The sequence below is a fragment of the Methanosalsum zhilinae DSM 4017 genome (genome assembly GCF_000217995.1).
Taxonomy (GTDB): domain Archaea; phylum Halobacteriota; class Methanosarcinia; order Methanosarcinales; family Methanosarcinaceae; genus Methanosalsum; species Methanosalsum zhilinae.
This window is the reverse complement of sequence record NC_015676.1, coordinates 1,600,753-1,623,788: the sequence shown is the minus strand read 5'-3', so window position 1 is coordinate 1,623,788 and position 23,036 is coordinate 1,600,753. Positions and strand designations below refer to the sequence as shown.

Genomic DNA, 23,036 nt, shown 5'->3' with positions numbered 1-23,036 from the left:
TGAATATCAGGACTGATAACTTTCTTTAATTTCCCTGATCTGGTCCCTGAGGTCTGCAGCTTTCTCAAATTCAAGGTTTTCTGCCGCTTTATACATCTGGGATTCAAGATCGATTATTATATCTTTAACATTTGCCTGGCTGATATCCACCTCTGGAGGATATGTAATTTTGCTTTCCTGTCTGGCTTCGCTCTGAATAAGCTCCTTTTGAACAGCTTTTTTAATTGTCTGTGGAGTGATGTTGTGTAATTTATTGTAGCTGATCTGGATCTCACGACGTCTGTTAGTCTCCCGGATTGCTCTTTCCATAGAGCCGGTTATGGTGTCCGCATACAGAATAACACGACCATCCACGTTCCGTGATGCTCTCCCAATTGTCTGTATCAGTGATCTTTCAGAACGCAGGAATCCCTCTTTATCAGCATCAAGAATTGCAACAAGTGCAACTTCCGGGATGTCAAGTCCTTCTCTTAAAAGGTTAATTCCTACGAGTACATCGAAACCCTTTTGCCTCAACTGGCGTATAATCTCTGCACGTTCAAGGGTATCAATATCTGAGTGCATGTACCTTACCCTAACACCGGCTTCTGCCAGATAGTCGGTAAGATCTTCGGCCATTTTTTTTGTTAGCGTTGTGACAAGTATCCTGTAGTTATTTTCAGTTGTTCTATCTATTTCTGCCAGAAGGTCATCTACCTGATTTTTGATAGGCCTTACACTGATTTCAGGATCTACAAGTCCAGTGGGACGTATGATCTGCTCCACCGGTTCACCACTCAACTTTATTTCATATTCTGCAGGAGTTGCAGAAACGTAAATAGCTGTATTGATCCTTTTCTCGAACTCATCATACCTGAGAGGACGGTTGTCATACGCTGATGGAAGACGGAAACCATGTTTTATTAGAGATTCCTTCCTTGCTCTATCTCCATTATGCATTCCTCGTATCTGGGGAATTGTTACATGGGATTCATCGATAATCAATAGATAATCTTCAGGAAAGAAATCAAGTAATGAAGAAGGCGCTTCTCCTGGCATTCTTCCGTCAAAATGGCGGGAATAGTTTTCAATCCCACTACAATATCCGATCTCTCTTAACATTTCAATATCAAAACGTGTTTTCTGCGAAAGTCTATGGGCTTCAAGGAGAAGATTCTCAGATTCCAGTTCAACTAGTCTACTCTCCAGCTCATCCTCTATTGAGCTGATCGCCTTTTCAATTCTTTCCTCAGGCATGACAAAATGCTTTGCAGGATATATAACAACACATTCACCGTCATTAACAGTTTTTGTGACTTTGCCTGTTATCGGGTGGAAGTATGTGATCCTGTCGACTTCATCTCCGAACAGTTCGATCCTTATTCCATAGTTCTCCTGTGCAGGATAAATTTCTATTGTATCTCCTCTGGATCTGAATGTACCCTGTACTGGTTCTATGTCGTTTCTTTCATACTGGATGTTGACGAGGTTTGCAAAAAGAGAACTTTTATCAATCTCATATCCTGGTTGCAGCATAACGGTCATGTTTTTCCATTCTTCAGGAGATCCAAGATTATAGATGCATGAAACACTGGAAACTACGATTACGTCTCTTCTTTCAAGCAGTGATTTGGTTGCACGCAAGCGTAACTTATCTATTTCTTCGTTTATTGAGGACTCCTTTTCGATATAGGTATCAGTTGTGGGAATATATGCTTCTGGCTGGTAATAATCATAGTAGCTGACAAAATATTCTACAGCATTATCTGGAAAAAACTCCCTGAACTCGGAATATAACTGGGCTGCAAGTGTTTTGTTATGAGCAATTACAAGTGTTGGTTTTTGCACATTTTCAATTACATTTGCAACAGTGAATGTTTTTCCAGAACCCGTGACACCCAGCAGAGTTTGATGCTTAACTCCGTTTGATATGCCATCAGTTAGTCTCGAAATGGCTTTTGGCTGATCTCCCTGGGGAGTGTAATCTGATACAAGTTTGAAGGAGTTCATGTTAAATGGTTTGCTTACAGGTTATTTTTATTAAACATTTTTTAATAATATTGCTGCCATAAATAATTTATTATGGGAATGGTTGGATTTTTTTACAGAATTGTGTATAGGTATCAATGTAATTAACTTCTGCACCAATGGTGTGAATACAGTTATTTGAAACCTGTGAGATCATCGTATCAATATATCTGTTTAGATCATAAATATAAACAGTGCAATAATCATCAGAATAATTGCCAGCATGATCAATATTTTTGCACTTTGATAATCACTGCCAAAAATGATCGGTATAGGGCCGATCATTATGATTCCTCCCCCACGTAGGTCAGACCTGTTTTCTCTATTGTTTTTCTGTTCCATATTGGACTCTGAGCCATACTTGCGCTTATCATGATATTCTTGCTGATATCTGCGATAGACATCATGTTCATCATAATCTCTGTGCCAGTTTTTCTGAAGACCTGCAAAAACTATTAACAAAAATCCTGTAAATACAAGGACGAATCCAATAATGATCAGAAGTGCTCCGATCACCTAAGCTTCCTCCACATAAACATGTATGCTGCAATTATTACAATTGCCAGAACTGCCATTGTGAATGCCATTTCAGCTGAAGTGCCAACAATTATTGGTATGGGGCCGATCATAATAAGCCCTCCAAATTCTTTATTGATATCCGCATCCGTGAATAGTGTTAACAAAATACCCGAAAAAATTAGAAGAAAACCCAGTATAGTGATCATTATTCCTTTGTTGATCAACTCTTTTCCTGAATCCATGGGTGAAAATTATCTTTTATTTAAATTAAATGTATGCCTGTGTTTTGCTGGTAAGCATCGAACTCTGATGAGTTATTTGTCTGTGTCTCATCTTCATCTGCAATATATCTGTACTGGCGTTGGTTCCTGTTGCCACGTCTCTCAAGCAGTTGTTTGCGATACATCCTTGAAAGATATGTTGAAACTGTGCTGAGCTTGATATTTCCGTAAATACGTTCATAATGCTGCTGTATATCCTGGGATGTAAACCAGACTCTTGGATATTCATATTTTAAGAACAGTTCGAGTCTTTCATTGATTGTAAGTGTTGCATCATTGAGTTTTTCCTTTAGTGATACTGAAGTTTTTGTTTTGGTACCCTGTGAAGTCTGTTGCTGGACTGTGCTTGCCTGATTGACCTGTGAATGGAATACTTCGGGTTGTTGGTTCTGTTTTGTGATGGGTTGTTGTGGATTGTTAATACCCATTCTCTGCTGATTGTTAACATTATGCTGATAATTGTTGTTTACAGGGGGCTGGCTGTTTATTTGCTGGCCAGGATTGTAGTTCTGATAGTATTGTTGTTGGTGATGGTAATTTTGAGGAATGTTTTGAACATTTGATTGATTCACCTGGTTTTGTGGAGTATTAAACATGTATGGCTGCTGATACGGAGTGTAATTCTGCTGGAAATTGACCGGTGGTGGGTTCTGTTGTGGGGGAGATTGCATGTGATGTGGACTGTATTGCTGTAGATATGGAGGATTATATGCCTGATTATGCCGTATCATGTATTCATGCGAGGGCTGCATATTTTGTGTATATGGTTGATAGGCAGGAAAAAAAGACTGTTGTGGTTGGGTGGGCAAGTTTTGAGATGAAGATCCGGCCGACGGAAATTGAGTATTTTCAATTGACTCGATGAACTTTAATAAACACTCTTTCCAGTGCTTTCCATAAAATTCGACATTTGCTTTTTTTGTTCCGTCGTCATCCATTATTTCAAGCCGAATCTTCATCCTTTCGCCTCGTGATAGATCCATCTATCCCCTCAGATGACGGATCACAAACCATTCATCCCCTCAGACTATGGTTTATGTGGTTTATTGTAAGTTGTGTTTGAATGATAGCTGTGAATACTATCTATCATTCATGTTGTTTAACTTCCTACAAAATACCAGTTATATTTTATTATATATAAGATTATTGTTTTTAATTTGTATCCATATGTATTTAGGAGAATTAAAGCACTATTATGTCTTTATTATCAATATTATTGTTTATGAACTCTTTATAGGCAAATATGTAAAATAAGTATGTATATACATCTTAACTTCTGATTAATTTATTGTTCCAGTGGAAATAAAGGGGTTGTCTTAATAATAAAATAATTGTTTTAAACCTGTTTTTAAATAATTAAAATGCTAATATAGCTTATTTATTTACATTTAATCTACTATTTTCTACTGATAGAGTAGACTTTTCACATTAAAAAAATCCGGAAAAATAAGTATTTTTGCTGTTATCACCAGTTGGATTTATATTTGATGCTGATTATAGGGTGCAATTATGTCCGATGCAAGTTCAGAATCACCAGTTGACTCATCTTCAAACATTGAAAATGAAAATGAAGATAGTCCATGCACAAAGAACATAAAAATATTGGAAAATGAAATAGAATCTCTTAAAGTCCAGAACGAATCTATGAAGGCAAAACTTCTGGATGCTAATATGAGGGCAAACTCATATCTTCAGGAAGTAAATGCACTAAAAGAACAACTGGATAAACTCACATCCCCTCCGCTTTTTATTGCAACAGTTGTTGAAATTGAAGATGACCTGGTTCTTATACGCCAGCATGGGAACAATCAGGAAGTCATGACAAGATTGCCTGAGGATTTTGCAGATGATATTCGCCCTGGGACCAGAGTCTGTGTGAATGCTGCTTATTCAATAGTGTCTATTATCAACAGGGCAACAGATGTCAGAGCCCAGATAATGGAGGTTATAACATCTCCTGGTGTAAATTATGATATGATCGGAGGAGTTGGCGATATTCTCCTGGAGGTAATTGAATCTGTAGAACTTCCACTGACAGATCCTGACCTGTTCAAGAAGATAGGGATAGAACCTCCAACAGGTGTCCTCCTCTATGGTGCACCCGGAACTGGTAAAACACTGATCGCAAAAGCAATAGCTTCTCAGGCAAATGCTACTTTCATAAGAATGTCTGGATCAGACCTGGTACAGAAGTTTGTAGGTGAAGGCGCCCGGCTTGTAAGGGATGTGTTCCAGATGGCCCGTGATAAATCTCCTTCAATACTCTTCATTGATGAAATCGATGCTGTTGGTGGAATGCGCACACATGATGGAACAACAGGCTCTGCGGAAGTCAACCGTACTATGCTACAGCTTCTAGCTGAAATGGACGGGTTTGATCCAACCGGAGACGTAAAAATAATTGCAGCCACAAACAGGATTGATCTGCTGGACCCGGCATTACTTCGCCCAGGCAGATTTGACCGTATCATAGAAGTTCCTCTTCCAGACGAATCTGGCCGATCAGATATACTGAAAATACACACAAGACATATGAGTCTTGGAGATGATGTTGATTTTGATCGTCTGGCGAAGCTTACTGATGGATTCAGTGGAGCTGACCTGAAAGTTGTTGTCAAGGAAGCAGGTATGTTTGTACTCAGGAAAAGAGGTGAGGAAGTCACAATGGATGATTTCCTGAAGGCTGTTGATAAAATGAAGTCTGAAGAAGAATTAAGTGTAGTTCAGGGCATGTTTGCATGACCTTGCTTTTTAGTGAAATGAAGGTTGATCCGGTCCTTTAAAAGAGGACCCAATCTTTATATTTTTTATGACATCCCATGTTCACATTCTGTAAACAAAACAGGGATACATGGCTAAATGACTTTACTATTTACATTTTCTAAATTTATCGTGGCATCGTTGTTATGATTGTAAATAGCTATATTTCTTTTAGATCTGCATCAAGTTTGAATTTCATAGAGTAATAATGTTCACAATCATTTTTTCTGCAGGATGAACTACAATAATCTTCCTGAAAATAACCATATTAGTGATATGGTATGCTCATATAATGCTTTATTGTTTGAATTAATTATATTGTAAAATATATAATATTAAAAATAGTGTTTAATAGCTCGATTGAGATTGAAATAAGAAAAGAAAAGTGCTCCGATGGGGATTTGAACCCCAGTCGCAGGAGTGAGAGTCCTACATGATTGGCCGTGCTACACTATCGGAGCATTGTTGTTATCTCTTGTGGTAGCTATCTGAAGTAACTTAAATAATATTAACTTTTCGTTTTATACGGGAAATATTTGTGTATTCATTTGTTCAAATTACTGTCATTGTGAAAAGATGATTATATGAAAGCAATGGAATGAATATTAGTTTAATATTGTCTTTGAATTTAAATCGAGCCAGATTCAATATTTTGTGCAAGGAGGTACTTATGTGAACATAGCTACAAGTTATTTCATTCCATTGCTGTTAAGCAGCATTCAATACATGTTGATTATATTTAGCCTAAATCCGCCTGATTATTCAACTGATATTTAATATTTAGAGGTATCTACCATTTGACAAAAGCCACACTACTTTACACGGGGTACACTACTATTCAACAGGGAAAATACTTCAATGAAAAAAATGAATATTAATTATGACAATTACACTTAGTACTGATGCTCATGATCGATAGAGTTTATATTATCCATTCTCAAAAAGATGAAAATCTTGCAAAGGAACTTTTCCATGTACTCTGGGCTGTTAACCTGGAGAGCTTTTCTCCCCTCCTCAAAAAAGCTCCTTCCATCTCCATGGCTGAAAGAATACATTATGGAATCAGGCATGCTGATTGTGCAATTGCCATAATTACTGGTGAAGGGAGTGTATCTCCCTGCGCAAATCAGGAGATAGGTCTGGCAGTTGCCAGTGGTCAGCTAATAATACCTTTGCTTGAGAAAGGTGAGGAACTGCCTGTTCTGATAAGCCATCTCCAGCCAGTTACATTTACAAAAAATACATATGAAGATGCTCTGGGAATGGTGGTACAGAATATAAGGAATCTGACCAGACTGGATTGGCTGAAAATAAGATGTCCATATTGTGGAGAGGAAATGACCCAGTATATCACTCCTCAGGAGGAAATCGATAAGGCACTTATGGCGGGGAACGATCTGGAAACCATGTGCAGTTACTGTGAAAGATCTATTGCCCTGGATCCCAGAACCTTCAGACCCATGTCCTGATGTGAATGAAGGCAGGACACTTCCTCACATCTTATCCTGAATGGATCTAAGGTATTCTGTAGGATCTACCAGATTTTCTGGTTTTTCTTCTGCAAACCAGTTACCTCCAAGATATTGTCTGTGTACTGTTATGGGATTGTTTTTCCATAGTTCCAGATGAAGCATGCTTGGATGCCGGGCTTTCAGATTCTGGATATAGGCAGGAGAAGAGTGATCAATCTTTTCTTGATTGAGAACCTTTCCCACATATCCGATTAACTGTCCGGATATGATAATATCCCCCTTATTCACAAGATTTTCTGAAACTTCACCATACTTGCAGAACATTCCGGAATCGTTTCTGACAATAATATGAAAGGTAGTGTTCCAGTGTGGTACTATTTCAGGAGAGGTCATTTCTTCCACCTCTACTACCTCTCCATCCTCGATTGAAACAACCTCTGAACTCTCAGGTGCATAGAGATCCACACCACAATGGTGCCTGTCTCCTCTGTCTTCCCAGAAGGAACCCGGTTCCCCATTTTTTGGAATTTTGGCTGATTGATATTTCAGTGGCCACTTCTTCATTGTTTCTGGTTAGTGGCCATATCTATAATAAATTTTTCCAGCTAAATTCAAAATAAATTAAAGATACAGTATTTGATCAAAAGGGTCAAAACAGTTTGATGATAATGGTACTGTCACAATTTGACTATTCTTCCGCAGCTATCTCTCTTATATTTGCCCAGTTCAGAACCTATAAGCTGCATTCCTCCAAAAACAGGCCCATCTCTGCACACTCTCCATCCCTGATCATCCATACAGCAGGCACCACATACTCCAATTGCACATTTAAAGTATCGATGCATACTGAACTCTGCATTTTCCAGGCACCCCTTTGATTCCAGAAGATCAAATATACAGGACATCATTATTTCCGGTCCGCAGGTATATATCATGTCAAAGCAGCCGGTATTTAATTCTTCAAGCACATCAGTAACAAACCCACACCTATGGGCTGAACCATCGTCAGTTGTTATATGTATATCCCCTTCAGCAGAGAATCTTTTTTCAAAAAGCAATTCAGAACAGGTGCGAGCCCCAAGTATAGTTGTGACCTCTGCACCTCCTTTAGAAGCGAATTCTGCAAGTGGGGCAAGGGGTGCAGCTCCTACACCTCCTGCTATTATCAATATCCGGTTTCTTTTTTTTGGGATTGAGAAGCCATTTCCAAAAGGTCCCCGTATTCCTACAGAATCACCGACCTCAAGCTCAAACAGTTGGGATGTTGCATCTCCAACTTTCTGGACTGTAATGGCATTTGTGTAGGAAAGTGCCATTGGTATTTCATCCACTCCTCTTATCCATACCATCACAAACTGACCGGGAAGTGCATTATCCAGTGCTACATCAAAGAACAGAGTTCTGATCGATGGTGTCTCATCTTTTATATCGATAATATGAGCATTGATTGGTTGCATTATTTCATCTCATGGGCAATTCCGATTATATCTTCGATTTTCGAATAACTATTATCTTCCATAAACTGGTCAATTCCACTGGCAATGCAGTTAAAAACATCAATTCTGTCAAAAACTGCAGATCCTATCTGGACACCACATGCACCTGCCATCATAATTTCAACAGCATCCTGCCAGCAAGAAATGCCGCCTGCACCGATCACTGGAATTTCAAGGGATGAGTAGAGGTCATATACACACTTAACTGCAATTGGTTTGATCGGTTGCCCTGATAACCCTCCAAATCGATTTCCAAGTATTGGATATCCTGAATTAATATCAATTGCCATCCCCTTTACAGTATTGATTGCCACAACAGCATCTGCTCCGGCATTTTCTGCAGCTTTTCCGATTGACACAATATCTGTTACGTTAGGTGTAAGCTTGACCCACACAGGTATGTTCACTGCGTCACATACAGCTTCTGTTACCCTTTCAACAGCAAGTGGATCACACCCAATAAGTGAGCCATATCCTTCAGCATGAGGGCAACTGACATTGAGTTCGAAGGCAGAAGGTTTTGCAGGCTCCAGACCCATCGCAACATCAACAAAATCTTCAGGTGTACCTGCAAAGATACTGGCAATAACAGGTGTTTCTGTTCTATTGTGAACTTTTTTTATCTCACTGATAAAATTTTTATATGAGGGATTAGGGAGGCCCATAGCGTTCAGGAACCCTCCGGATTCCAGTTCAATCATAGTTGGATTTGGATGTCCCTCTTTTGGATATAGCCCCACGGACTTTGTCACCAAAGCACCAGCACTATTTTCTGCAATTCTCACCATTGAAGAACCGGTGGTCCCCATTACGCCTGCTGCCAGAATGGTAGGGTTATCCATTTTAATACCTGTTATCGTGATCATATCGACACTACTTTATCACTTTAATTGCTGGCCACGAACAGATGATAGCTGACATACAGCCTCTGCTACAAGTTCCTTTGCTCCCTTCCCTACAAGTTCACGCCCCAGTTCAAGGGCATGTTCCCTGTAATTATCTCTAGGTATCTCATTTTCAACCCTGATATATTCAGATCCGTCAAGGGACAGAACTTCTGCACGCGCAAAGATCTCATTTCCACTGCCACTTATTTTTGCAAATGCTCCAACAGGTGCAACACATCCACCTTCAACCTCATTTGTAATTATTCTCTCGACCTGGGTTTCTATCCTGGAGGGAGCATGATCAATCATTGATACAAGAGTATCAGCCTCTGATCCTTTTAGTGTTACAACAGCAATGGTTCCCTGGTTTGCTGAAGGACAGAAATCATCAGGATTGAGTCTTTCAAAGTCAATATCAATATCCCATTTCATACGCTGCAGCCCTGCCTCTGCAAGCATAATTGCATCATAGTGTCCTGCCTGGAGCTTTTTGAGCCGGGTATCAATGTTACCTCTAAGGTCCTGGATGTTCAGGTCAGGTCGGTATCTTAGTATCTGTGCTCTTCTTCTCATGGATGTTGTGCCTATGATAGCTCCCTGGGGTAGATCATCAAGCTTTGATCCGTCAGATGTTATTAAAATATCATGGGGAGAATCCCTCATAAGCACTGCTGATGTTGAAAGCTCTTCAGGTCGCTTTGTTGGGAGATCTTTCATTGAATGCACAGCTATCTGGATCTCTCCTGAAATGATCCTTTCATCGAGTTCTCTTACAAAAGCACCCACACCATTAAGCTCGTGCAGTGGACGATCAGTAAATGAATCGCCTGTGGTTTTTATGATCTGCCGGCTGGTAATCACACCGCGTTTCTCAAGTATGCCGGCTACGATATTTGCCTGGGCAAGTGCCAGTGAACTCCCACGAGTTCCGATTATCATTATTCTAAACTCCCTTTAAGATTTGACTCGTATGCCCTGATAGTTTTTTCAATATCTGAGTCAGTGTGTGCAGTAGAAAGGAAGTTTGTTTCAAACTGTGATGGTGGAAGGAATATTCCATTTTCAAGCATTCTTCTGAAAAATTGCACATATTCAGATTTATCACATTTAAGTGAATCCTGATAATTTGCCGGAGAGTCTCCAAAGAATATTTTGAACATTGATGCAATTCCACTGACACTATAGTCAAGTCCAGTATCATCTACAATGTCTCTCAGGCCGCTGCGCAGTTCATCACCTCTGGAATTGAGTTTTTTGTGTATGTTCTCCTTTTCCAGCTGTTCAATAACCGCAAGTCCTGCTGCCATTACTGAAGGACTTCCGCTAAACGTTCCGGCCTGATATATATCTCCGGATGGTGAAACCATCTCCATTATTTCTCTTTTTCCACCAAAGACACCAATTGGCAAACCTCCGCCTATCACTTTTCCAAGTGTTGTCATATCCGGGGTGATACCATAATATTCCTGTGCACCGCCCATGGACAGCCTGAATCCTGTGATCACTTCATCGAATATCAGCACGATGTCATTTTCCTGAGTGAGCTTTCGTACCTCAGATAGATATCCTTTATGTGGAAGTATCGGCCCAATGTTTCCCATCACAGGCTCCATTATAACCGCAGCCAGATCATCTTTATGACTCTCAACAATTTCTGTCATGGATTCTATATCATTGAAAGGAACCTGGAGAGTATGTGCTGTTGATTTCTCCGGTACTCCCAGAGAATCAGGTTTCCCAAGAGTAGTTGCACCAGATCCTGCTTTTACCAGAACTGAATCATGGGCTCCATGGAACCCACCTTCTATTTTGATAAATTTATTTTTACCTGTAAATCCACGGGCAGTTCTCAGTGCGCTCATCGTTGCTTCAGTACCTGTGGATACAAACCTGAGCATGTCAATGGAAGGATAGTAATCGGTGATCTTATCAGCAAGTTTGAATTCGTTCTCTATTGGAGTGCCAAACAGCCATCCTTTGTTAAGTTGATCAACAATTGCTTTTCGAATAATGGGATTGGAATGACCGAAGATGTTTGGTCCGTATCCCATGCAGTAATCAATATATTCATTCCCGTCAATGTCCTTTATTTTAGAACCGTATGCAGAATCTGTATAGAACGGATACGGTTTTATTGCCCTTACTGGACTGCTTACTCCGCCTGGAAGTACATCTTTTGCTTTCTGGTATAGTTCTTCGGATTTTTTCAGATTCATAAAAAAACACCTTGAATGGTTATCTAGTTCTAACTCTTATATTTGTCCGCTACATCTATTAGATGGTTATATCTTAATTTATAATTGATATGATGACCATTGAAATTTATTTAAGTAAACGTGCAATATCCTTTGCAAAGTAGGTAATGATCATATCAGCTCCTGCCCTTTTGATCGATAGAAGGGATTCATACATAACTGATCTTTCGTCCAGCCACCCGTTCTGTGCAGCAGCTTTGAGCATTGAATACTCTCCACTCACATTGTAGGCAGCGGTTGGTATTTTAAAAGTGTCCTTTATCCGGTAAAGGATATCAAGATATGGGAGGGCCGGCTTTACCATAACAATATCCGCCCCTTCTTTTATATCCAGCTCAACTTCCCTCAGTGCCTCATTTGAATTTGCAGGATTCATCTGGTAACCTGACCTGTCCCCAAAGGAGTATCCTGAATCAGCTGCGTCCCGGAATGGTCCGTAAAAGGTAGATGAATATTTTGCAGCATATGACATTATGGGTATATTCGAATAATTGTTGCTGTCAAGGGAGGATCTGATAGCTTTGATCATCCCGTCCATCATACCAGAAGGTGCAACCATGTCAGCTCCTGCTTTTGCATGACTGACTGCAACCTGTCCCAGAATATCAAGTGTCGGATCGTTCAGGACCTCCTCGGATTCATAATTAACAACCCCGCAGTGTCCGTGGGTGGTATATTCGCAAAGGCAAACATCGGTAATTATGGCCATATCCTTTCCCAGTTCATTTTTGATCTCCCTGGCAGCTTTCTGGACCACATCATCATCTCCACATGCAGATGATCCCTTTTCATCTTTTTTTTCAGGTATCCCGAAAAGAATGACTGCGGGTATTCCAAGATCTGAAGCTTCCTTTGCATCACTGGCAGCTTGGCTTGGCGGGAGTCTATAAATACCAGGCATTGATGGTATCTTCTGTGGTGTGGATATGTTTTCATCAATAAACATAGGATAAATTATATCATCCGTACTTAATGTAGTCTCACAAACCATTCTCTGTATATTTGCACTTCTAAGCCTTCTCATTCTGACCTGTGGAAACATTATTATCAGCAATCCTTTCTACTTATTTTCTGTATCAACATCAAAGAGTCGACAGACCGATTCCAGTAGTTCATCGTCACCATTTTCGGCAGCTGCTCTCAACACCTTTGTAGGTTCTGCAAGTATTTTATTTACAAGGGCATGGGTCAGATCATCAATTACACTTGTCTCGATCTCACCGATTGTATGATATGCAGATAAACGATTTATTGCACGTGTCTTCTCATTTTCGCGAACACTGTACAGTTCTGAATACAATTTTGAAATAATTCCATCTGCTTTCTGGCGCTTGTACTGGATATCCAGCAGTTCACGTTCCTGTTTGATAAGAATTTCCGCCTTTTTTGCTTCTTCCATTCTCATGCGAATGTTCTTTTCATTAATCACCCGCAAACTGTCAATGTTGTGAAGATTTACATTAGGGATATCTCCAACATCATCTTCAATGTCACGTGGATTTGCAATGTCAATAAGAAGAAGTGGCTGTTCTCTCTCTTTCATGGCCTGCTCAACGATATTTTTCGTAAGAACATAATGGGGTGCCGCAGTTGCACTTATTACAACATCTGCAGATTTGATGCAATCTCTTACGTAATCATAAGGGACTGCCATACCACCCAGCTCACTTGCAAGGATCTGCGCCCTTTTGAAGGTACGGTTGGCAATATATATTACATCAATTTCCCTGTTTGTAAGTGCCCTTGCTACAAGTGTCCCCATTTCACCGGCACCAATAACCAGTATTCTTTTTCCCCTCAGATTACCTATTATCTCTTCAGCAAGGTCAACTGCTGCGGATCCAATAGATACGGCTCCTTTATTGATATTTGTTTCATTTCGTACTCTTTTGCCAACCTGTGTGGCTTTTCTGAATGCTGTATCCAGGATTTGACCCGTAGCTCCAGCCTTTTTGGCAGTCAGGTACAGTTCCTTAATCTGTCCAAGTATCTGATCTTCTCCTACGATCATTGACTCCAGACCACATGCCAGCCTGAGTAAATGATCAAGTGAATCGTCATGCTCATGAAATTCAACAATCCTGGAGGGAATTCCCATCTCTTCTGCAAACTGTGCAAGAACATTGATCCCCTCTGAAGATACTACATATATTTCAACACGGTTGCATGTTTTAAGTACGACACATTCTTCAATGTGCTCCTGTGAATGAAGATGTTTCAGTATATCCTCCAGGTCATGATCATGCAATGCACATTCCATTTCTTCCACACAGGCTTTTGCATGTGTTATGACCATACTTGCAATTTCTGTCACAGGAGTCCTCCAGATGGGATAAAATGTTTCATTTATATTTCCGTGCTTTTTTCTTATTCATTGATATGTTTTCCTGATGAAATATGATCCTCAGCTATTTTAAGGGCCTGATCATATGCTTTTTCATAGGAATCGGATAACTGCGTCCATATGTCTCTGCTTTCAAGTATCTGCCATAAAATATCCTTTCTTTTCATCTGCTCTGGAACATTTTGTTTTAGATACTCTCTTATGCTTTGTTGAATTCTGATCATATCAGCATATTCAGGGGTTATCAGTTTTTCGATTTGGTGGCGGGTATATTTTGAAACTGCAGGACTTGATCCAGATGTGGATATTCCGATAATGAGTTCTCCATGTTTTATAACCGATGGTACTACAACATCACCTGCATCATCAACTTCATTTACAAGGATGTCCAATCCCTTTGCAATATTTGCAATTCTCAAATTCAGTTTATGGTCACTCGTTGCAGTAATTACAAGAAAAGCAGAGGATAGCAACTTTTTAATTTCTGTATCCTGCAGGTAGCTGAGTTCCATCTCAATAAGATTTACTTTGTTCCTTTTACCCATTTCAGTCAAAACATCTGTAAAATCTGAACTGATGACTGTGGTTCTGGAACATTCTGAAAACAGGACTGCTTTGCGCTCACCTACTTTTCCTCCGCCAAAGATTATAATGTTCCTGTTACTTAGATCGATCATAAGTGGAACGAATTTTCTTTCATTTTTCATATAATTAAATCCCGCAAGTTTAATGGGTATGAATAGTTTTTAAATCCGGATTCCGGTCTTTTTGAATTCCTTTTCGCTGAACAGAAGCTTGTAATCTTCTATACCTGTTGCCTTTGATATATCTTCAGCTGTCCTGATGCAGTCCTCTTTTGTATAGGAATGGACCATTGTAAACAGATTGTAGGGCCAATCAGGATATCTTGGTCTCTCATAACAGTGTGTGACCTCATTGAATCCAGCCATTATTTTGCCAACCTCTTCCACTCTTTCATCAGGCACGTTCCATGTACACATTGCGTTTGCAGTTATTCCTAATACACGGTGGCCTATTGAAGCTCCAAATCTTCGGATTATTCCTTCACTCTGCATCTTCTTTATCAGATCAACGACTTCTTCTTCACTGATGTTCAGTTCTGCTGCAGCATCTTTGAAGGGTCTGGAAGTAAATGGAATTCCATCCTGGGTAATTCTGAGAAGCTGGATATATATATCTTTCATGTAGTCACCTGATGTTAAACATTACTCCAATTTTAAACAATCGTACTGTAGGAAGGTTTATGAGTGGACAATCTGTCTCTTTTTCAATATCTTCGAGTATCTCATTAAGCCTGTTTTCATCATCTGCAGATACAGTGAACCATATATTGTATTTGTCCGGACGAAGATAATTGTGTGATACCTCAGGATACTGGTTTATATATTCTGCAGCTTTATCGATATTTGCTTCAGGCACACTGACCGCAGCCAGTGTACTTACCCCGCCCAGTTGCTTTGTGTTGATGATTGGTCCGATACGCCGGATCGCGCCGGCCTTATTCAGCCTTCTGATCCGCCTCAGTACCTCTTCTTCTTTAATTTCCAACCGCTCTCCCAATTTTTCAAATGGCTTCACATCCATGGGGAAACCAAACTGGATCGCATTCAGGATATCTTTATCAGTTTCATCCAGTGGGATCATTTTATTCCTTTCCTCCAGGCACATATATACAGTAAGGCTCTTCTGCAAGATAATCTCCAGTTGCAGCATATGCTCGCGCTCTGCACCCACTACATATGTATCTGTATTCACATCTCCCACACTTACCTTTTAAGTTATCCGGATCTCGAAGATCATTGAATATTTTTGAATTTTCCCAGATATCCTGAAAACTTTTTTCTTTGATAGATCCAGCCATTTCAGGAAGATATCCACAGGTATAAACGCCGCCGGTACTGGATACAAAGCAAAATCCTGTACCTCCAAGACAACCCCTTGTCATAGCTGCATATCCATGATGCTTTTCTTTTCGACTTTTGACCTGATCCAGGTCCTCACTTTTCTGGCGCTGTTTCATTATTCTGAAATAGTGTGGGGCACATGTAGCTTTCAACTGTATCGTTGAAGTTTTCTCTTTATCATAGAACCAGTTAAGGATGCGTTCGTATTCATCAGCCGGAATCTCTTCGTTCTCGATCTCTTTTCCTCTGCCTGTAGGTACAAGGAGAAATATATGAAGTGCTGCTGCACCAATATCTGTAGCGAAATCGAAGATAAATGGTATTTCACTGATATTTCTTTTTGTGATCGTGGTATTTATCTGAAATTCCAGACCTGACCTTTTGATAATATCAATACCTTCTATCGCTTTTTTAAACGAACCTTCCTGCCCTCTGAATTTATCATGTGAATCGGCAGTTGCGCCATCTATACTAACACTGATCCTCTGGATCCCTGAGTCTATAAGGCGGCTAACTATCTGTTCATCCAGCAGGGTGCCGTTTGTTGCCAGCACGACCCTCAGTCCTTTATCAGTTGCATAACTTGCAATCTCGTATACATCATCTCTTACAAGGGGTTCTCCCCCACTGAGTATAAGTATGGGGCTGCCAAAGGCAGCTATTCCATCCACAAATTCCCGGGATTGCTCTGTTGTAAGCTCACCTGGTACCTCTGAAGCAGTGGATGCACCCCGGCAGTGAACACATGAAAGATTGCATCTTGCTGTAAATTCCCATGCAATAAGTTTTGGTGGTTGTACCATAAAAATCATCTAATAATGGATTTTATTTATATTTTATCCGCACAATAAAAATGTTGCTCAATTTACTTAAATAAGATGTGGATATACTAGAGACTAATTATATTAAACAATTATGTTCAAAATGATGTATAGCTATAGGTAAAAATGACCTGTTCCAGTAATGTTATAGTAGGTATATAGTATGTTTACAATGCATACAAAGAATGGAATAAATTCAACAGGTGAAAGTAAATGAATTCTCTGTATCTTGCATTTGGAATTACAGGATTGTTCATCTTACTTTACACCTTATATCTGATTCAGATCAGGAGAGGTCTTAGTAAAGAACTCATGAGATTGAAAGAGCTGAAGAGAGAGCAGATATAAATGAACAGTAAAAATATCTTAATTTCGATAGTATTTGTTATTGGAGTTGCTGTTGTTGGCCTTTGGGGCGTGGATTTTTCAGCTGGCTACCAGTCTGTATCTGAAGTTGTTTCTTCAGATCATAATCCCGGTGAATCGGTAAATGTTATGGGGTCGATAAAGACAGGTAGCTTAAATATCAGCACAGAAACAATAACATTTATTTTGCAGGATAATGAAGGGGGTTCTGAAGAGATTCAGGTTGAATACACTGGAGATGTCCCTGCAAATCTGGTAGAAGGTCAGGATATCAGTATCAGTGGCATTATTGTGGATCATGGTCATGTTGAAGCAAGCAAGATCATAATTGGGTGTCCTTCCCGATATACGACATAATATGAATACCAGCAACATTTATTTAGATTAAAATGATGAAGGTGCTTAATGAATATTGAGCAATGGGATGAACACATCGCAATAAAGAATGCAATGGATGATCTAATCCATTCTCTGGATGTATCCGCCCAGATGAAAGAAATGGTGTTGCATGTGTGCGCATCAGGCGGAAAGATGGTCCGACCTATTATACTTATGCTATCCACTCAGCTATGTGGCGGTAGATTTGAGGATAGTATAGATGCGTCACTTGCAATTGAGCTAATACATTCTGCGTCTCTGATACAGGATGATGTTCTGGATGAGGGTATCCTGCGAAGAGGTATGCCCTCTACACACAGGATGTTTGGTTATTCTTCAGCAATACTTTGCGGGGATTTTTTAATATCCAAAGCAATTGAACTTATTTCTTCATATGATCGAAGATCTGTAAGAGATTTTGGACGTGCAGGAATGCACATGTCTGAGGGGGAGATCATGGATATCATGAGCATCAATGAAGATTTTGGTATGGATGAGTATATGGAATGTATCCGTAAAAAGACCGCTTCTCTTTTTGCTGCAAGTGCTTCTATAGGGGCCTACGTGGGGGGAGCTGATGAAAAGACTGCAGAGGTATGCAGGAGCTTTGGATATAATGTGGGTACTGCTTACCAGATGGTGGATGATATTCTGGAATATGTACAAATAATACAGAGTAAAGAGTCCGAAAATATATCCTTATCTCTTCCATCCATTTATCAAAGAAGAATGTCTCCTGAAAGAGCTATATCCCGGTCTGTAGGACTGGTGGAAGAATATGTCAGCTCTGCAAGATCTGAAATTGCATATTTTAAATCATCTCAGGTTACAGATAAACTGCTGGAGATCACGGATTACATTACACTGGACATGCTTACTCCGGATATCCTTCAGAAATAATAATTTGTATTATAAACTCATTTGCTAAAAACATATAGGTGAATTCATGCGTGTATACGATAGCCCGCTTCTTAAAATAAATGCGAGTACAGATGACGGAAGAGTAAAGCTTGATGCGGAAGGCACACTTTCTACTCTGGCAAAGCCAGTAATAAAACGAATCAACAGGACATTCAGGGAGGAAAAACCTGTCCATACTGACGAGGATCAGATTATTTTTTCTACATGGCTTCCTCCGATACCTGGTGAAATATTTAAACGCGTCATCGCTGCACAGGTTGCTCCTCTGCTGAAAAGACGTATACCTGATCAATTTTCGATTGGGATAACAATGAACTGTCCAAACAGGTGTATACATTGCGGTGCAGCAGATATACTAGCAGATCCAGAATTGACACTCGATGAGATCAATAATGCTGTAGATCAGTCAATAGATCTTGGCTCCTACCTGATATCATTTGATGGCGGAGAAACGATGCTGAGGAATGATCTGGCTGATATGGTGTACAATGTGGATAAACAAAAAGCTATAGCTACATGCTTTACATCCGGCTTTGGACTGACTGAAGATAAAGCCATGGAGCTTAAGAGAGCAGGGTTATATGCAATGCGTATCAGCATGGACAGTCCTTTTGAAAAGGAACATGATCGTATACGTGGGCGTACAGGTGCATACAGGGATGCTATAGAAGGTATAATAAATTCACAGAATGCCGGGATTCTGACAGATATGTTTGTGGTGGTTTCTCCGGAAAATATTGATCATCTTCCTGACTTTTATGAATTGGCTGCAGAAATGCAGATGGATGAGATGTCCCTATATGAAATCGTAGCTGTTGGCAGATGGCTGGAACATGAAGATGAAGTTCTAAATAGCAAAGACATATCCCGGCTTGAATCTTTCCAGAAGGAAATGAATACCACTACTGAGGGTCCAAGGGTCACTGCGTTTCCCTACTTTATGGGTCCTGACCAGTTTGGGTGCTTTGCTGGCAGAAGATGGCTTCATGTAACTTCTGCAGGGGATGCTCTTCCGTGTGCATATACTCCTATTTCATTTGGGAATATCCGTGAAGAAAAACTTAAGTACATCTGGAAGCGTATGAGTGGTCATAGCGCGTATAAGTGCTCTGCCAAATACTGTATGATGAGAGATCCGGAATTCAGGAAGAACTATATTCATACATTGTCTCCGGAAATTGAACTCCCATATCGAATAGACAGGTCTGAAAATAGTCAATAACACAATACTGACACGGCTTTGCTTTGATGGGTCAATGAGATGTTAAAATAGAATTATAAATGGAAATTCATATTTCTGAGCTACATGATTGTGAAACAAAACCGAATAACTTATATGTGAGTTAGCATTAGGAATGGAGTGTTCTTTTGACCTTAACTATATCACCATAATCGCAATGAGGATTCATATGGCCAAAGCTGAAATCTTATCGGAAATTAAAGAAGCGGAAGAAAAAGCAAAACAGATGGTTGAAGATGCTGTTGAAGCTAAAAATAAGAAAATATCCAGGGCACGTGTTGAAGCCAGGGAAATTCTTAGGCAGGCCGAAGACGAGGCAGAGAAATCTGCAGACAGCTCTTTGAGATCGGCCCAGGAAGATATTAAGGCTGAACGCGAAAAAATAATCGATGAAGGGAAAAAAGAGGCTGATTCACTAAAAGGCAAAGCTTCCACTAATATGGATAAAGCTGTTGAATATCTCCTGAATGAATTCGAGAGGTCGATATATGCTCAGTCCTAAACAAATGACACATGCTTTGATTGTAGGGCACAAAAGTGTCATGAAACAAACCGTGGATTCACTTCACGAGCTTAATCTGTTTCATATAGATGATTATAATGAAGAGGAAACTGGGTTCAATATAGGCAAGCCTTTTGAAAAGGCCAGTGAGGTATCAAGAAAACTTGTTAAACTAAGATCAATATCAAGTTTGCTGGATCTGGAAAAAAAAGGGTCTTCTTCACCTGGTGAGATTCCGGAAGAATTTGATAAAAAACTGGAAGAACTTGATGCTGCAGTTTCTGAGAAAACCGAGCATAAAAAGGACATTGAGGCTAAAATCCGGGAACTTGAATCACTCCGAAAAGAACTTATCCCGCTTGCCGGTATACCGCTGGACCTTGATCTGTACAGGGATTATGAGAATATATCGGTCTACGTGGGAACAATTGGAGTAAATATAGAGCCGGAAGTTGAAAAAATAACTCACAAATATGAACTGTTTATAGATTCCAGGACTTCCACAATAGCTCTTTTTGTACCAAAAGAGTACGAGGAAGAAATATCCAAACTCCTTTCCAGTCGTTCATTCAAAGAACTCAAAGTTCCAGAAATTAAAGGTCTTCCATCTAAAATTATTACTCAGATCGATGGGGATATTGAAAAACTGAGGACCAAAATTGAAACTACAGATGAAGAAATATTTTCTCTTAAGGAAAAATACTCTGATTTTATACTGGCAAGTGAGAACAAGCTCTCAATAGAGAACGAAAAACTTGAGGCTCCTCTTCGAATTGCTACTTCTGAGCATACATTTGTGATCGATGGATGGGTTCCTTCACAGGACTATTATCTTCTTGAACAATCCCTTGAGGAATCCACCGGCGGGCACGTGCACGTTTCCAAGCTTGATGAAAAAGACTTTGGATCTGGTGCACCAAAAGAACCTCCAACTGAATACGATAACCACAGGTTGGTGAAACCTTTTGAGGTAGTTGTAGACCTGTTTTCAAGACCAAAATATAAAGAGCTTGATCCTACACTTGTTATCTTTTTCACATTTCCACTGTTTTACGGAATGATACTCGGTGACATGGGTTATTCCCTGCTGTTGCTGGCTATTGCATATACTATATACAAATATGTGAATGTTCAGTCTGTAAAATCAGTTATGATGGTACTTATATACTGTCAAATATTCTCGCTTATGTTTGGTCTGCTATATATGGAAATTTTTGGTTTCCCATTAGCAGGCTATTATACAGCAGATGGTGCATTTAAGACTGGACTGATTCCGGGATTTGTCACAGTGGATTTATTCACCTCGCCAATAAGCAATGAAATGATTACATACCCATTGCACAGGCAATATGTCGTGGACACCATCCTTGTGCTGTCTGTAATTATTGGATTGCTGCACATTAATCTGGGATATCTTCTTGGATTTATGAGAGTAAACAGAAACCACGGTTTCATGGAAGCTGTATTTGAGAAGGGTAGCTGGTTTGTACTTCAGATATCTTTCCTTCTGCTGGCTCTTGGATACCTGGGATACATTGCAATGACATATGGTATCATAGTACTGGTCATCAGCCTTGCAATGCTGTTTAAAGGCGAGGGCATACAGGGACCTGTTGAAATCCCTTCGTTCTTCAGTAATACGCTCTCATATACGCGTGTTGCTGCAGTGGGATTGTCCCATATATACATAGCATCAACCATCAACATGATATCATTTGAGATGGTGATGCCTGACACATTTGGACTGTTGACGATATTTGCAATAATCATATTAATATTAGGACATGCATTAAATACAGTCCTGAGTATAGTTGCCCCTGGATTGCATGCAATCAGGTTGCAGTACGTGGAATTTTTCACAAAATTCTACGAAGGCGGGGGCAGAAAATATAAACCGTTTGGATACATGTTAAAATAAAAACCACTACATAAAATAGGAGGAATTGAACAATGGTAGAACCTAGCATATGGACTAACCCTGAAGGATGGAAAGCAATCGGTGCAGCTCTGGCTGTTGGAATTTCAGCAATCGCAACTGCTCTTGCACAGAGAGAAATCGGAAGTGCAGCAGTAGGCGCAATGATTGAGAACGAAGCTCTGTTTGGTAAAGGTCTGATTCTGACTGTTATACCAGAAGCTATTGTTATCTTTGGTCTGGTCGTTGCACTGATTATCGTAGGATAACACCACCAGCCGGTCATCGTTGTCTATTGTTATCTTTGGCCTGGTTGCTGCACTGATCATCTCCTGAGACGGAGAGAGATTTTAAAGGGTAATCATACCCTTTAATTTATTTAGGATGTGATAGGATGGGTCTTGAACCAGTTATTAATGATATAATGGATGCTTCCAATAAAGAAGTCAACAGAATAAATTCAGAAGCAGATAGGGAAGTAGCCAGAATACTAGATGAAGCAAGACAAACTGCAAAAAAGCTTAGGGGAGATAGACTCGTAAAAGTTGAAGAGGATATTGAGAATTTGCGCAAGCAGGAACTTTCCAGTGCAAAACTGGATGTAAAACGCATCATTCTTAATGTTAAGAAAGAGATGCCAGATGAAGTATATGATAAGGCATTAAATTCTCTGTCCCAGCTACCTCCATCTAAAAATGAGGAATATTTAAAGACAATATTAAAAGGGGAAGAAAAGAACGGTACAAAAGTTTATTCCAATAAGGATTCTGAAACCCTTGTTAAAAAATTGACCTCTCTTGAATATGCCGGCAATATCGATTGTATTGGAGGCGTTATCATTGAGAACGAAGATGGAACAGTGCGTCTGGATTATACATATGAGTCTATCCTCAAAGAAGTAAATGAACGCTCTTTAAAAGAAATATCTGATATTTTGTTTGGGTGAG

General features: G+C 39.8%; 25 protein-coding genes and 1 tRNA gene. 10 read left to right on the top strand and 16 right to left on the bottom strand.

Annotation, left to right across the window (positions count from 1 at the left end):
• Nucleotides 1–6: 6 nt before the first annotated feature.
• The 4 genes from uvrB to MZHIL_RS10555 all read right to left on the bottom strand — a co-directional run bounded on the left by uvrB (nt 7) and on the right by MZHIL_RS10555 (nt 3,790).
• Nucleotides 7–1,989 (bottom strand): excinuclease ABC subunit UvrB, encoded by a 1,983-nt coding sequence (gene uvrB / locus MZHIL_RS07570; RefSeq protein ID WP_013898782.1) that lies wholly within the window; start codon nt 1,987–1,989, stop codon nt 7–9.
• 192 nt (nt 1,990–2,181) lie between these two features.
• Nucleotides 2,182–2,523 (bottom strand): TIGR00304 family membrane protein, encoded by a 342-nt coding sequence (locus MZHIL_RS10560; RefSeq protein ID WP_013898781.1) that lies wholly within the window; start codon nt 2,521–2,523, stop codon nt 2,182–2,184.
• Nucleotides 2,520–2,768 (bottom strand): TIGR00304 family membrane protein, encoded by a 249-nt coding sequence (locus MZHIL_RS07560; protein ID WP_013898780.1) that lies wholly within the window; start codon nt 2,766–2,768, stop codon nt 2,520–2,522. The genes MZHIL_RS10560 and MZHIL_RS07560 overlap by 4 nt, the downstream gene beginning before the upstream one ends.
• Before the next feature lie 20 nt (nt 2,769–2,788).
• On the bottom strand, nt 2,789–3,790 hold the full coding sequence (locus MZHIL_RS10555; protein WP_013898779.1) for a hypothetical protein: 1,002 nt from the start codon (nt 3,788–3,790) through the stop codon (nt 2,789–2,791).
• 526 nt (nt 3,791–4,316) lie between these two features.
• On the opposite strand from MZHIL_RS10555, the gene MZHIL_RS07545 reads away from it, so the two are divergent.
• On the top strand, nt 4,317–5,549 hold the full coding sequence (locus tag MZHIL_RS07545) for a proteasome-activating nucleotidase (protein ID WP_013898778.1): 1,233 nt from the start codon (nt 4,317–4,319) through the stop codon (nt 5,547–5,549).
• A gap of 404 nt (nt 5,550–5,953) precedes the next feature.
• On the opposite strand, the gene MZHIL_RS07540 is transcribed toward MZHIL_RS07545, so the two are convergent.
• Nucleotides 5,954–6,028 (bottom strand) — tRNA-Glu (locus MZHIL_RS07540).
• Between the two features lie 447 nt (nt 6,029–6,475).
• Here MZHIL_RS07540 and MZHIL_RS07535 point away from each other — a divergent pair.
• Complete coding sequence (locus MZHIL_RS07535) at nt 6,476–7,036, top strand: toll/interleukin-1 receptor domain-containing protein (RefSeq protein ID WP_048815542.1); 561 nt, start codon at nt 6,476–6,478, stop codon at nt 7,034–7,036.
• Nucleotides 7,037–7,060: 24 nt separating this feature from the next.
• On the opposite strand, the gene MZHIL_RS07530 is transcribed toward MZHIL_RS07535, so the two are convergent.
• From MZHIL_RS07530 to ahbD, 11 genes are all read right to left on the bottom strand, one after another.
• A complete protein-coding gene (locus tag MZHIL_RS07530) occupies nt 7,061–7,603 on the bottom strand; it encodes a M23 family metallopeptidase (protein ID WP_013898776.1) in 543 nt (180 codons plus the stop codon).
• Between the two features lie 113 nt (nt 7,604–7,716).
• Nucleotides 7,717–8,496, bottom strand: a complete 780-nt coding sequence (locus MZHIL_RS07525) for a dihydroorotate dehydrogenase electron transfer subunit (protein ID WP_013898775.1) — start codon at nt 8,494–8,496, stop codon at nt 7,717–7,719.
• Nucleotides 8,496–9,401 carry a dihydroorotate dehydrogenase gene (locus tag MZHIL_RS07520; protein ID WP_013898774.1) on the bottom strand — a complete coding sequence of 302 codons (906 nt, stop codon included), beginning with the start codon at nt 9,399–9,401 and terminating at the stop codon, nt 8,496–8,498. Before MZHIL_RS07520 ends, MZHIL_RS07525 begins: the two co-directional genes overlap by 1 nt.
• A 15-nt stretch (nt 9,402–9,416) precedes the next feature.
• On the bottom strand, nt 9,417–10,361 hold the full coding sequence (gene hemC, locus MZHIL_RS07515) for a hydroxymethylbilane synthase (RefSeq protein ID WP_013898773.1): 945 nt from the start codon (nt 10,359–10,361) through the stop codon (nt 9,417–9,419).
• Complete coding sequence (gene hemL / locus MZHIL_RS07510) at nt 10,361–11,638, bottom strand: glutamate-1-semialdehyde 2,1-aminomutase (protein WP_013898772.1); 1,278 nt, start codon at nt 11,636–11,638, stop codon at nt 10,361–10,363. Before hemL ends, hemC begins: the two co-directional genes overlap by 1 nt.
• Before the next feature lie 106 nt (nt 11,639–11,744).
• On the bottom strand, nt 11,745–12,719 hold the full coding sequence (gene hemB / locus MZHIL_RS07505; RefSeq protein WP_013898771.1) for a porphobilinogen synthase: 975 nt from the start codon (nt 12,717–12,719) through the stop codon (nt 11,745–11,747).
• 18 nt (nt 12,720–12,737) lie between these two features.
• Nucleotides 12,738–13,991 (bottom strand): glutamyl-tRNA reductase, encoded by a 1,254-nt coding sequence (hemA, locus tag MZHIL_RS07500; RefSeq protein WP_013898770.1) that lies wholly within the window; start codon nt 13,989–13,991, stop codon nt 12,738–12,740.
• A 53-nt stretch (nt 13,992–14,044) separates the two neighbouring features.
• Nucleotides 14,045–14,728 carry a precorrin-2 dehydrogenase/sirohydrochlorin ferrochelatase family protein gene (locus tag MZHIL_RS07495; protein WP_013898769.1) on the bottom strand — a complete coding sequence of 228 codons (684 nt, stop codon included), beginning with the start codon at nt 14,726–14,728 and terminating at the stop codon, nt 14,045–14,047.
• A 39-nt stretch (nt 14,729–14,767) separates the two neighbouring features.
• Nucleotides 14,768–15,226, bottom strand: coding sequence for a siroheme decarboxylase subunit beta (ahbB, locus tag MZHIL_RS07490; protein ID WP_013898768.1), 459 nt, complete (start codon nt 15,224–15,226; stop codon nt 14,768–14,770).
• A gap of 4 nt (nt 15,227–15,230) precedes the next feature.
• The gene (ahbA, locus tag MZHIL_RS07485) at nt 15,231–15,686 is read right to left on the bottom strand and encodes a siroheme decarboxylase subunit alpha (RefSeq protein WP_013898767.1); all 456 of its coding nucleotides are present in this window, start codon (nt 15,684–15,686) and stop codon (nt 15,231–15,233) included.
• A gap of 1 nt (nt 15,687) precedes the next feature.
• Nucleotides 15,688–16,758: a heme b synthase gene (gene ahbD, locus MZHIL_RS07480; protein ID WP_048815541.1), complete on the bottom strand. Its 1,071-nt coding sequence runs from the start codon at nt 16,756–16,758 to the stop codon at nt 15,688–15,690.
• A gap of 222 nt (nt 16,759–16,980) precedes the next feature.
• Between ahbD and MZHIL_RS10360 the strand changes: the two genes are divergently transcribed.
• The 8 genes from MZHIL_RS10360 to MZHIL_RS07445 all read left to right on the top strand — a co-directional run bounded on the left by MZHIL_RS10360 (nt 16,981) and on the right by MZHIL_RS07445 (nt 23,035).
• A complete protein-coding gene (locus MZHIL_RS10360) occupies nt 16,981–17,115 on the top strand; it encodes a CcmD family protein (protein ID WP_013898765.1) in 135 nt (44 codons plus the stop codon).
• Nucleotides 17,116–17,490, top strand: coding sequence for a cytochrome c maturation protein CcmE domain-containing protein (locus tag MZHIL_RS07475; RefSeq protein WP_013898764.1), 375 nt, complete (start codon nt 17,116–17,118; stop codon nt 17,488–17,490).
• 48 nt (nt 17,491–17,538) lie between these two features.
• Nucleotides 17,539–18,411, top strand: coding sequence for a polyprenyl synthetase family protein (locus MZHIL_RS07470; protein ID WP_013898763.1), 873 nt, complete (start codon nt 17,539–17,541; stop codon nt 18,409–18,411).
• A 46-nt stretch (nt 18,412–18,457) separates the two neighbouring features.
• Nucleotides 18,458–19,654 (top strand): radical SAM protein, encoded by a 1,197-nt coding sequence (locus MZHIL_RS07465; RefSeq protein WP_013898762.1) that lies wholly within the window; start codon nt 18,458–18,460, stop codon nt 19,652–19,654.
• A gap of 187 nt (nt 19,655–19,841) precedes the next feature.
• Nucleotides 19,842–20,174 (top strand): ATP synthase archaeal subunit H, encoded by a 333-nt coding sequence (gene ahaH, locus MZHIL_RS07460; RefSeq protein WP_013898761.1) that lies wholly within the window; start codon nt 19,842–19,844, stop codon nt 20,172–20,174.
• The gene (locus MZHIL_RS07455; RefSeq protein ID WP_013898760.1) at nt 20,161–22,092 is read left to right on the top strand and encodes a V-type ATP synthase subunit I; all 1,932 of its coding nucleotides are present in this window, start codon (nt 20,161–20,163) and stop codon (nt 22,090–22,092) included. The genes ahaH and MZHIL_RS07455 overlap by 14 nt, the downstream gene beginning before the upstream one ends.
• A gap of 32 nt (nt 22,093–22,124) precedes the next feature.
• The gene (locus MZHIL_RS07450) at nt 22,125–22,358 is read left to right on the top strand and encodes a hypothetical protein (RefSeq protein ID WP_013898759.1); all 234 of its coding nucleotides are present in this window, start codon (nt 22,125–22,127) and stop codon (nt 22,356–22,358) included.
• 125 nt (nt 22,359–22,483) lie between these two features.
• Entirely contained in the window at nt 22,484–23,035 is a 552-nt protein-coding gene (locus MZHIL_RS07445) for a V-type ATP synthase subunit E (RefSeq protein WP_013898758.1), read from the top strand.
• The last annotated feature ends 1 nt before the right edge of the window (nt 23,036 follow it).

Excerpts from the sequence above, each read along its gene's own strand:
- uvrB (WP_013898782.1), bottom strand. The coding sequence starts at position 1,989 with ATGAACTCCTTCAAACTTGTATCAGATTACACTCCCCAGGGAGATCAG.
- MZHIL_RS07560 (WP_013898780.1), bottom strand. The coding sequence starts at position 2,768 with ATGGATTCAGGAAAAGAGTTGATCAACAAAGGAATAATGATCACTATA.
- MZHIL_RS10555 (WP_013898779.1), bottom strand. The coding sequence starts at position 3,790 with ATGGATCTATCACGAGGCGAAAGGATGAAGATTCGGCTTGAAATAATG.
- MZHIL_RS07545 (WP_013898778.1), top strand. The coding sequence starts at position 4,317 with ATGTCCGATGCAAGTTCAGAATCACCAGTTGACTCATCTTCAAACATT.
- MZHIL_RS07535 (WP_048815542.1), top strand. The coding sequence starts at position 6,476 with ATGATCGATAGAGTTTATATTATCCATTCTCAAAAAGATGAAAATCTT.
- MZHIL_RS07530 (WP_013898776.1), bottom strand. The coding sequence starts at position 7,603 with ATGAAGAAGTGGCCACTGAAATATCAATCAGCCAAAATTCCAAAAAAT.
- MZHIL_RS07525 (WP_013898775.1), bottom strand. The coding sequence starts at position 8,496 with ATGCAACCAATCAATGCTCATATTATCGATATAAAAGATGAGACACCA.
- MZHIL_RS07520 (WP_013898774.1), bottom strand. The coding sequence starts at position 9,401 with ATGATCACGATAACAGGTATTAAAATGGATAACCCTACCATTCTGGCA.
- hemC (WP_013898773.1), bottom strand. The coding sequence starts at position 10,361 with ATGATAATCGGAACTCGTGGGAGTTCACTGGCACTTGCCCAGGCAAAT.
- hemL (WP_013898772.1), bottom strand. The coding sequence starts at position 11,638 with ATGAATCTGAAAAAATCCGAAGAACTATACCAGAAAGCAAAAGATGTA.
- hemB (WP_013898771.1), bottom strand. The coding sequence starts at position 12,719 with ATGTTTCCACAGGTCAGAATGAGAAGGCTTAGAAGTGCAAATATACAG.
- MZHIL_RS07495 (WP_013898769.1), bottom strand. The coding sequence starts at position 14,728 with ATGAAAAATGAAAGAAAATTCGTTCCACTTATGATCGATCTAAGTAAC.
- ahbB (WP_013898768.1), bottom strand. The coding sequence starts at position 15,226 with ATGAAAGATATATATATCCAGCTTCTCAGAATTACCCAGGATGGAATT.
- ahbA (WP_013898767.1), bottom strand. The coding sequence starts at position 15,686 with ATGATCCCACTGGATGAAACTGATAAAGATATCCTGAATGCGATCCAG.
- ahbD (WP_048815541.1), bottom strand. The coding sequence starts at position 16,758 with ATGATTTTTATGGTACAACCACCAAAACTTATTGCATGGGAATTTACA.
- MZHIL_RS10360 (WP_013898765.1), top strand. The coding sequence starts at position 16,981 with ATGAATTCTCTGTATCTTGCATTTGGAATTACAGGATTGTTCATCTTA.
- MZHIL_RS07475 (WP_013898764.1), top strand. The coding sequence starts at position 17,116 with ATGAACAGTAAAAATATCTTAATTTCGATAGTATTTGTTATTGGAGTT.
- MZHIL_RS07470 (WP_013898763.1), top strand. The coding sequence starts at position 17,539 with ATGAATATTGAGCAATGGGATGAACACATCGCAATAAAGAATGCAATG.
- MZHIL_RS07465 (WP_013898762.1), top strand. The coding sequence starts at position 18,458 with ATGCGTGTATACGATAGCCCGCTTCTTAAAATAAATGCGAGTACAGAT.
- ahaH (WP_013898761.1), top strand. The coding sequence starts at position 19,842 with ATGGCCAAAGCTGAAATCTTATCGGAAATTAAAGAAGCGGAAGAAAAA.
- MZHIL_RS07455 (WP_013898760.1), top strand. The coding sequence starts at position 20,161 with ATGCTCAGTCCTAAACAAATGACACATGCTTTGATTGTAGGGCACAAA.
- MZHIL_RS07450 (WP_013898759.1), top strand. The coding sequence starts at position 22,125 with ATGGTAGAACCTAGCATATGGACTAACCCTGAAGGATGGAAAGCAATC.
- MZHIL_RS07445 (WP_013898758.1), top strand. The coding sequence starts at position 22,484 with ATGGGTCTTGAACCAGTTATTAATGATATAATGGATGCTTCCAATAAA.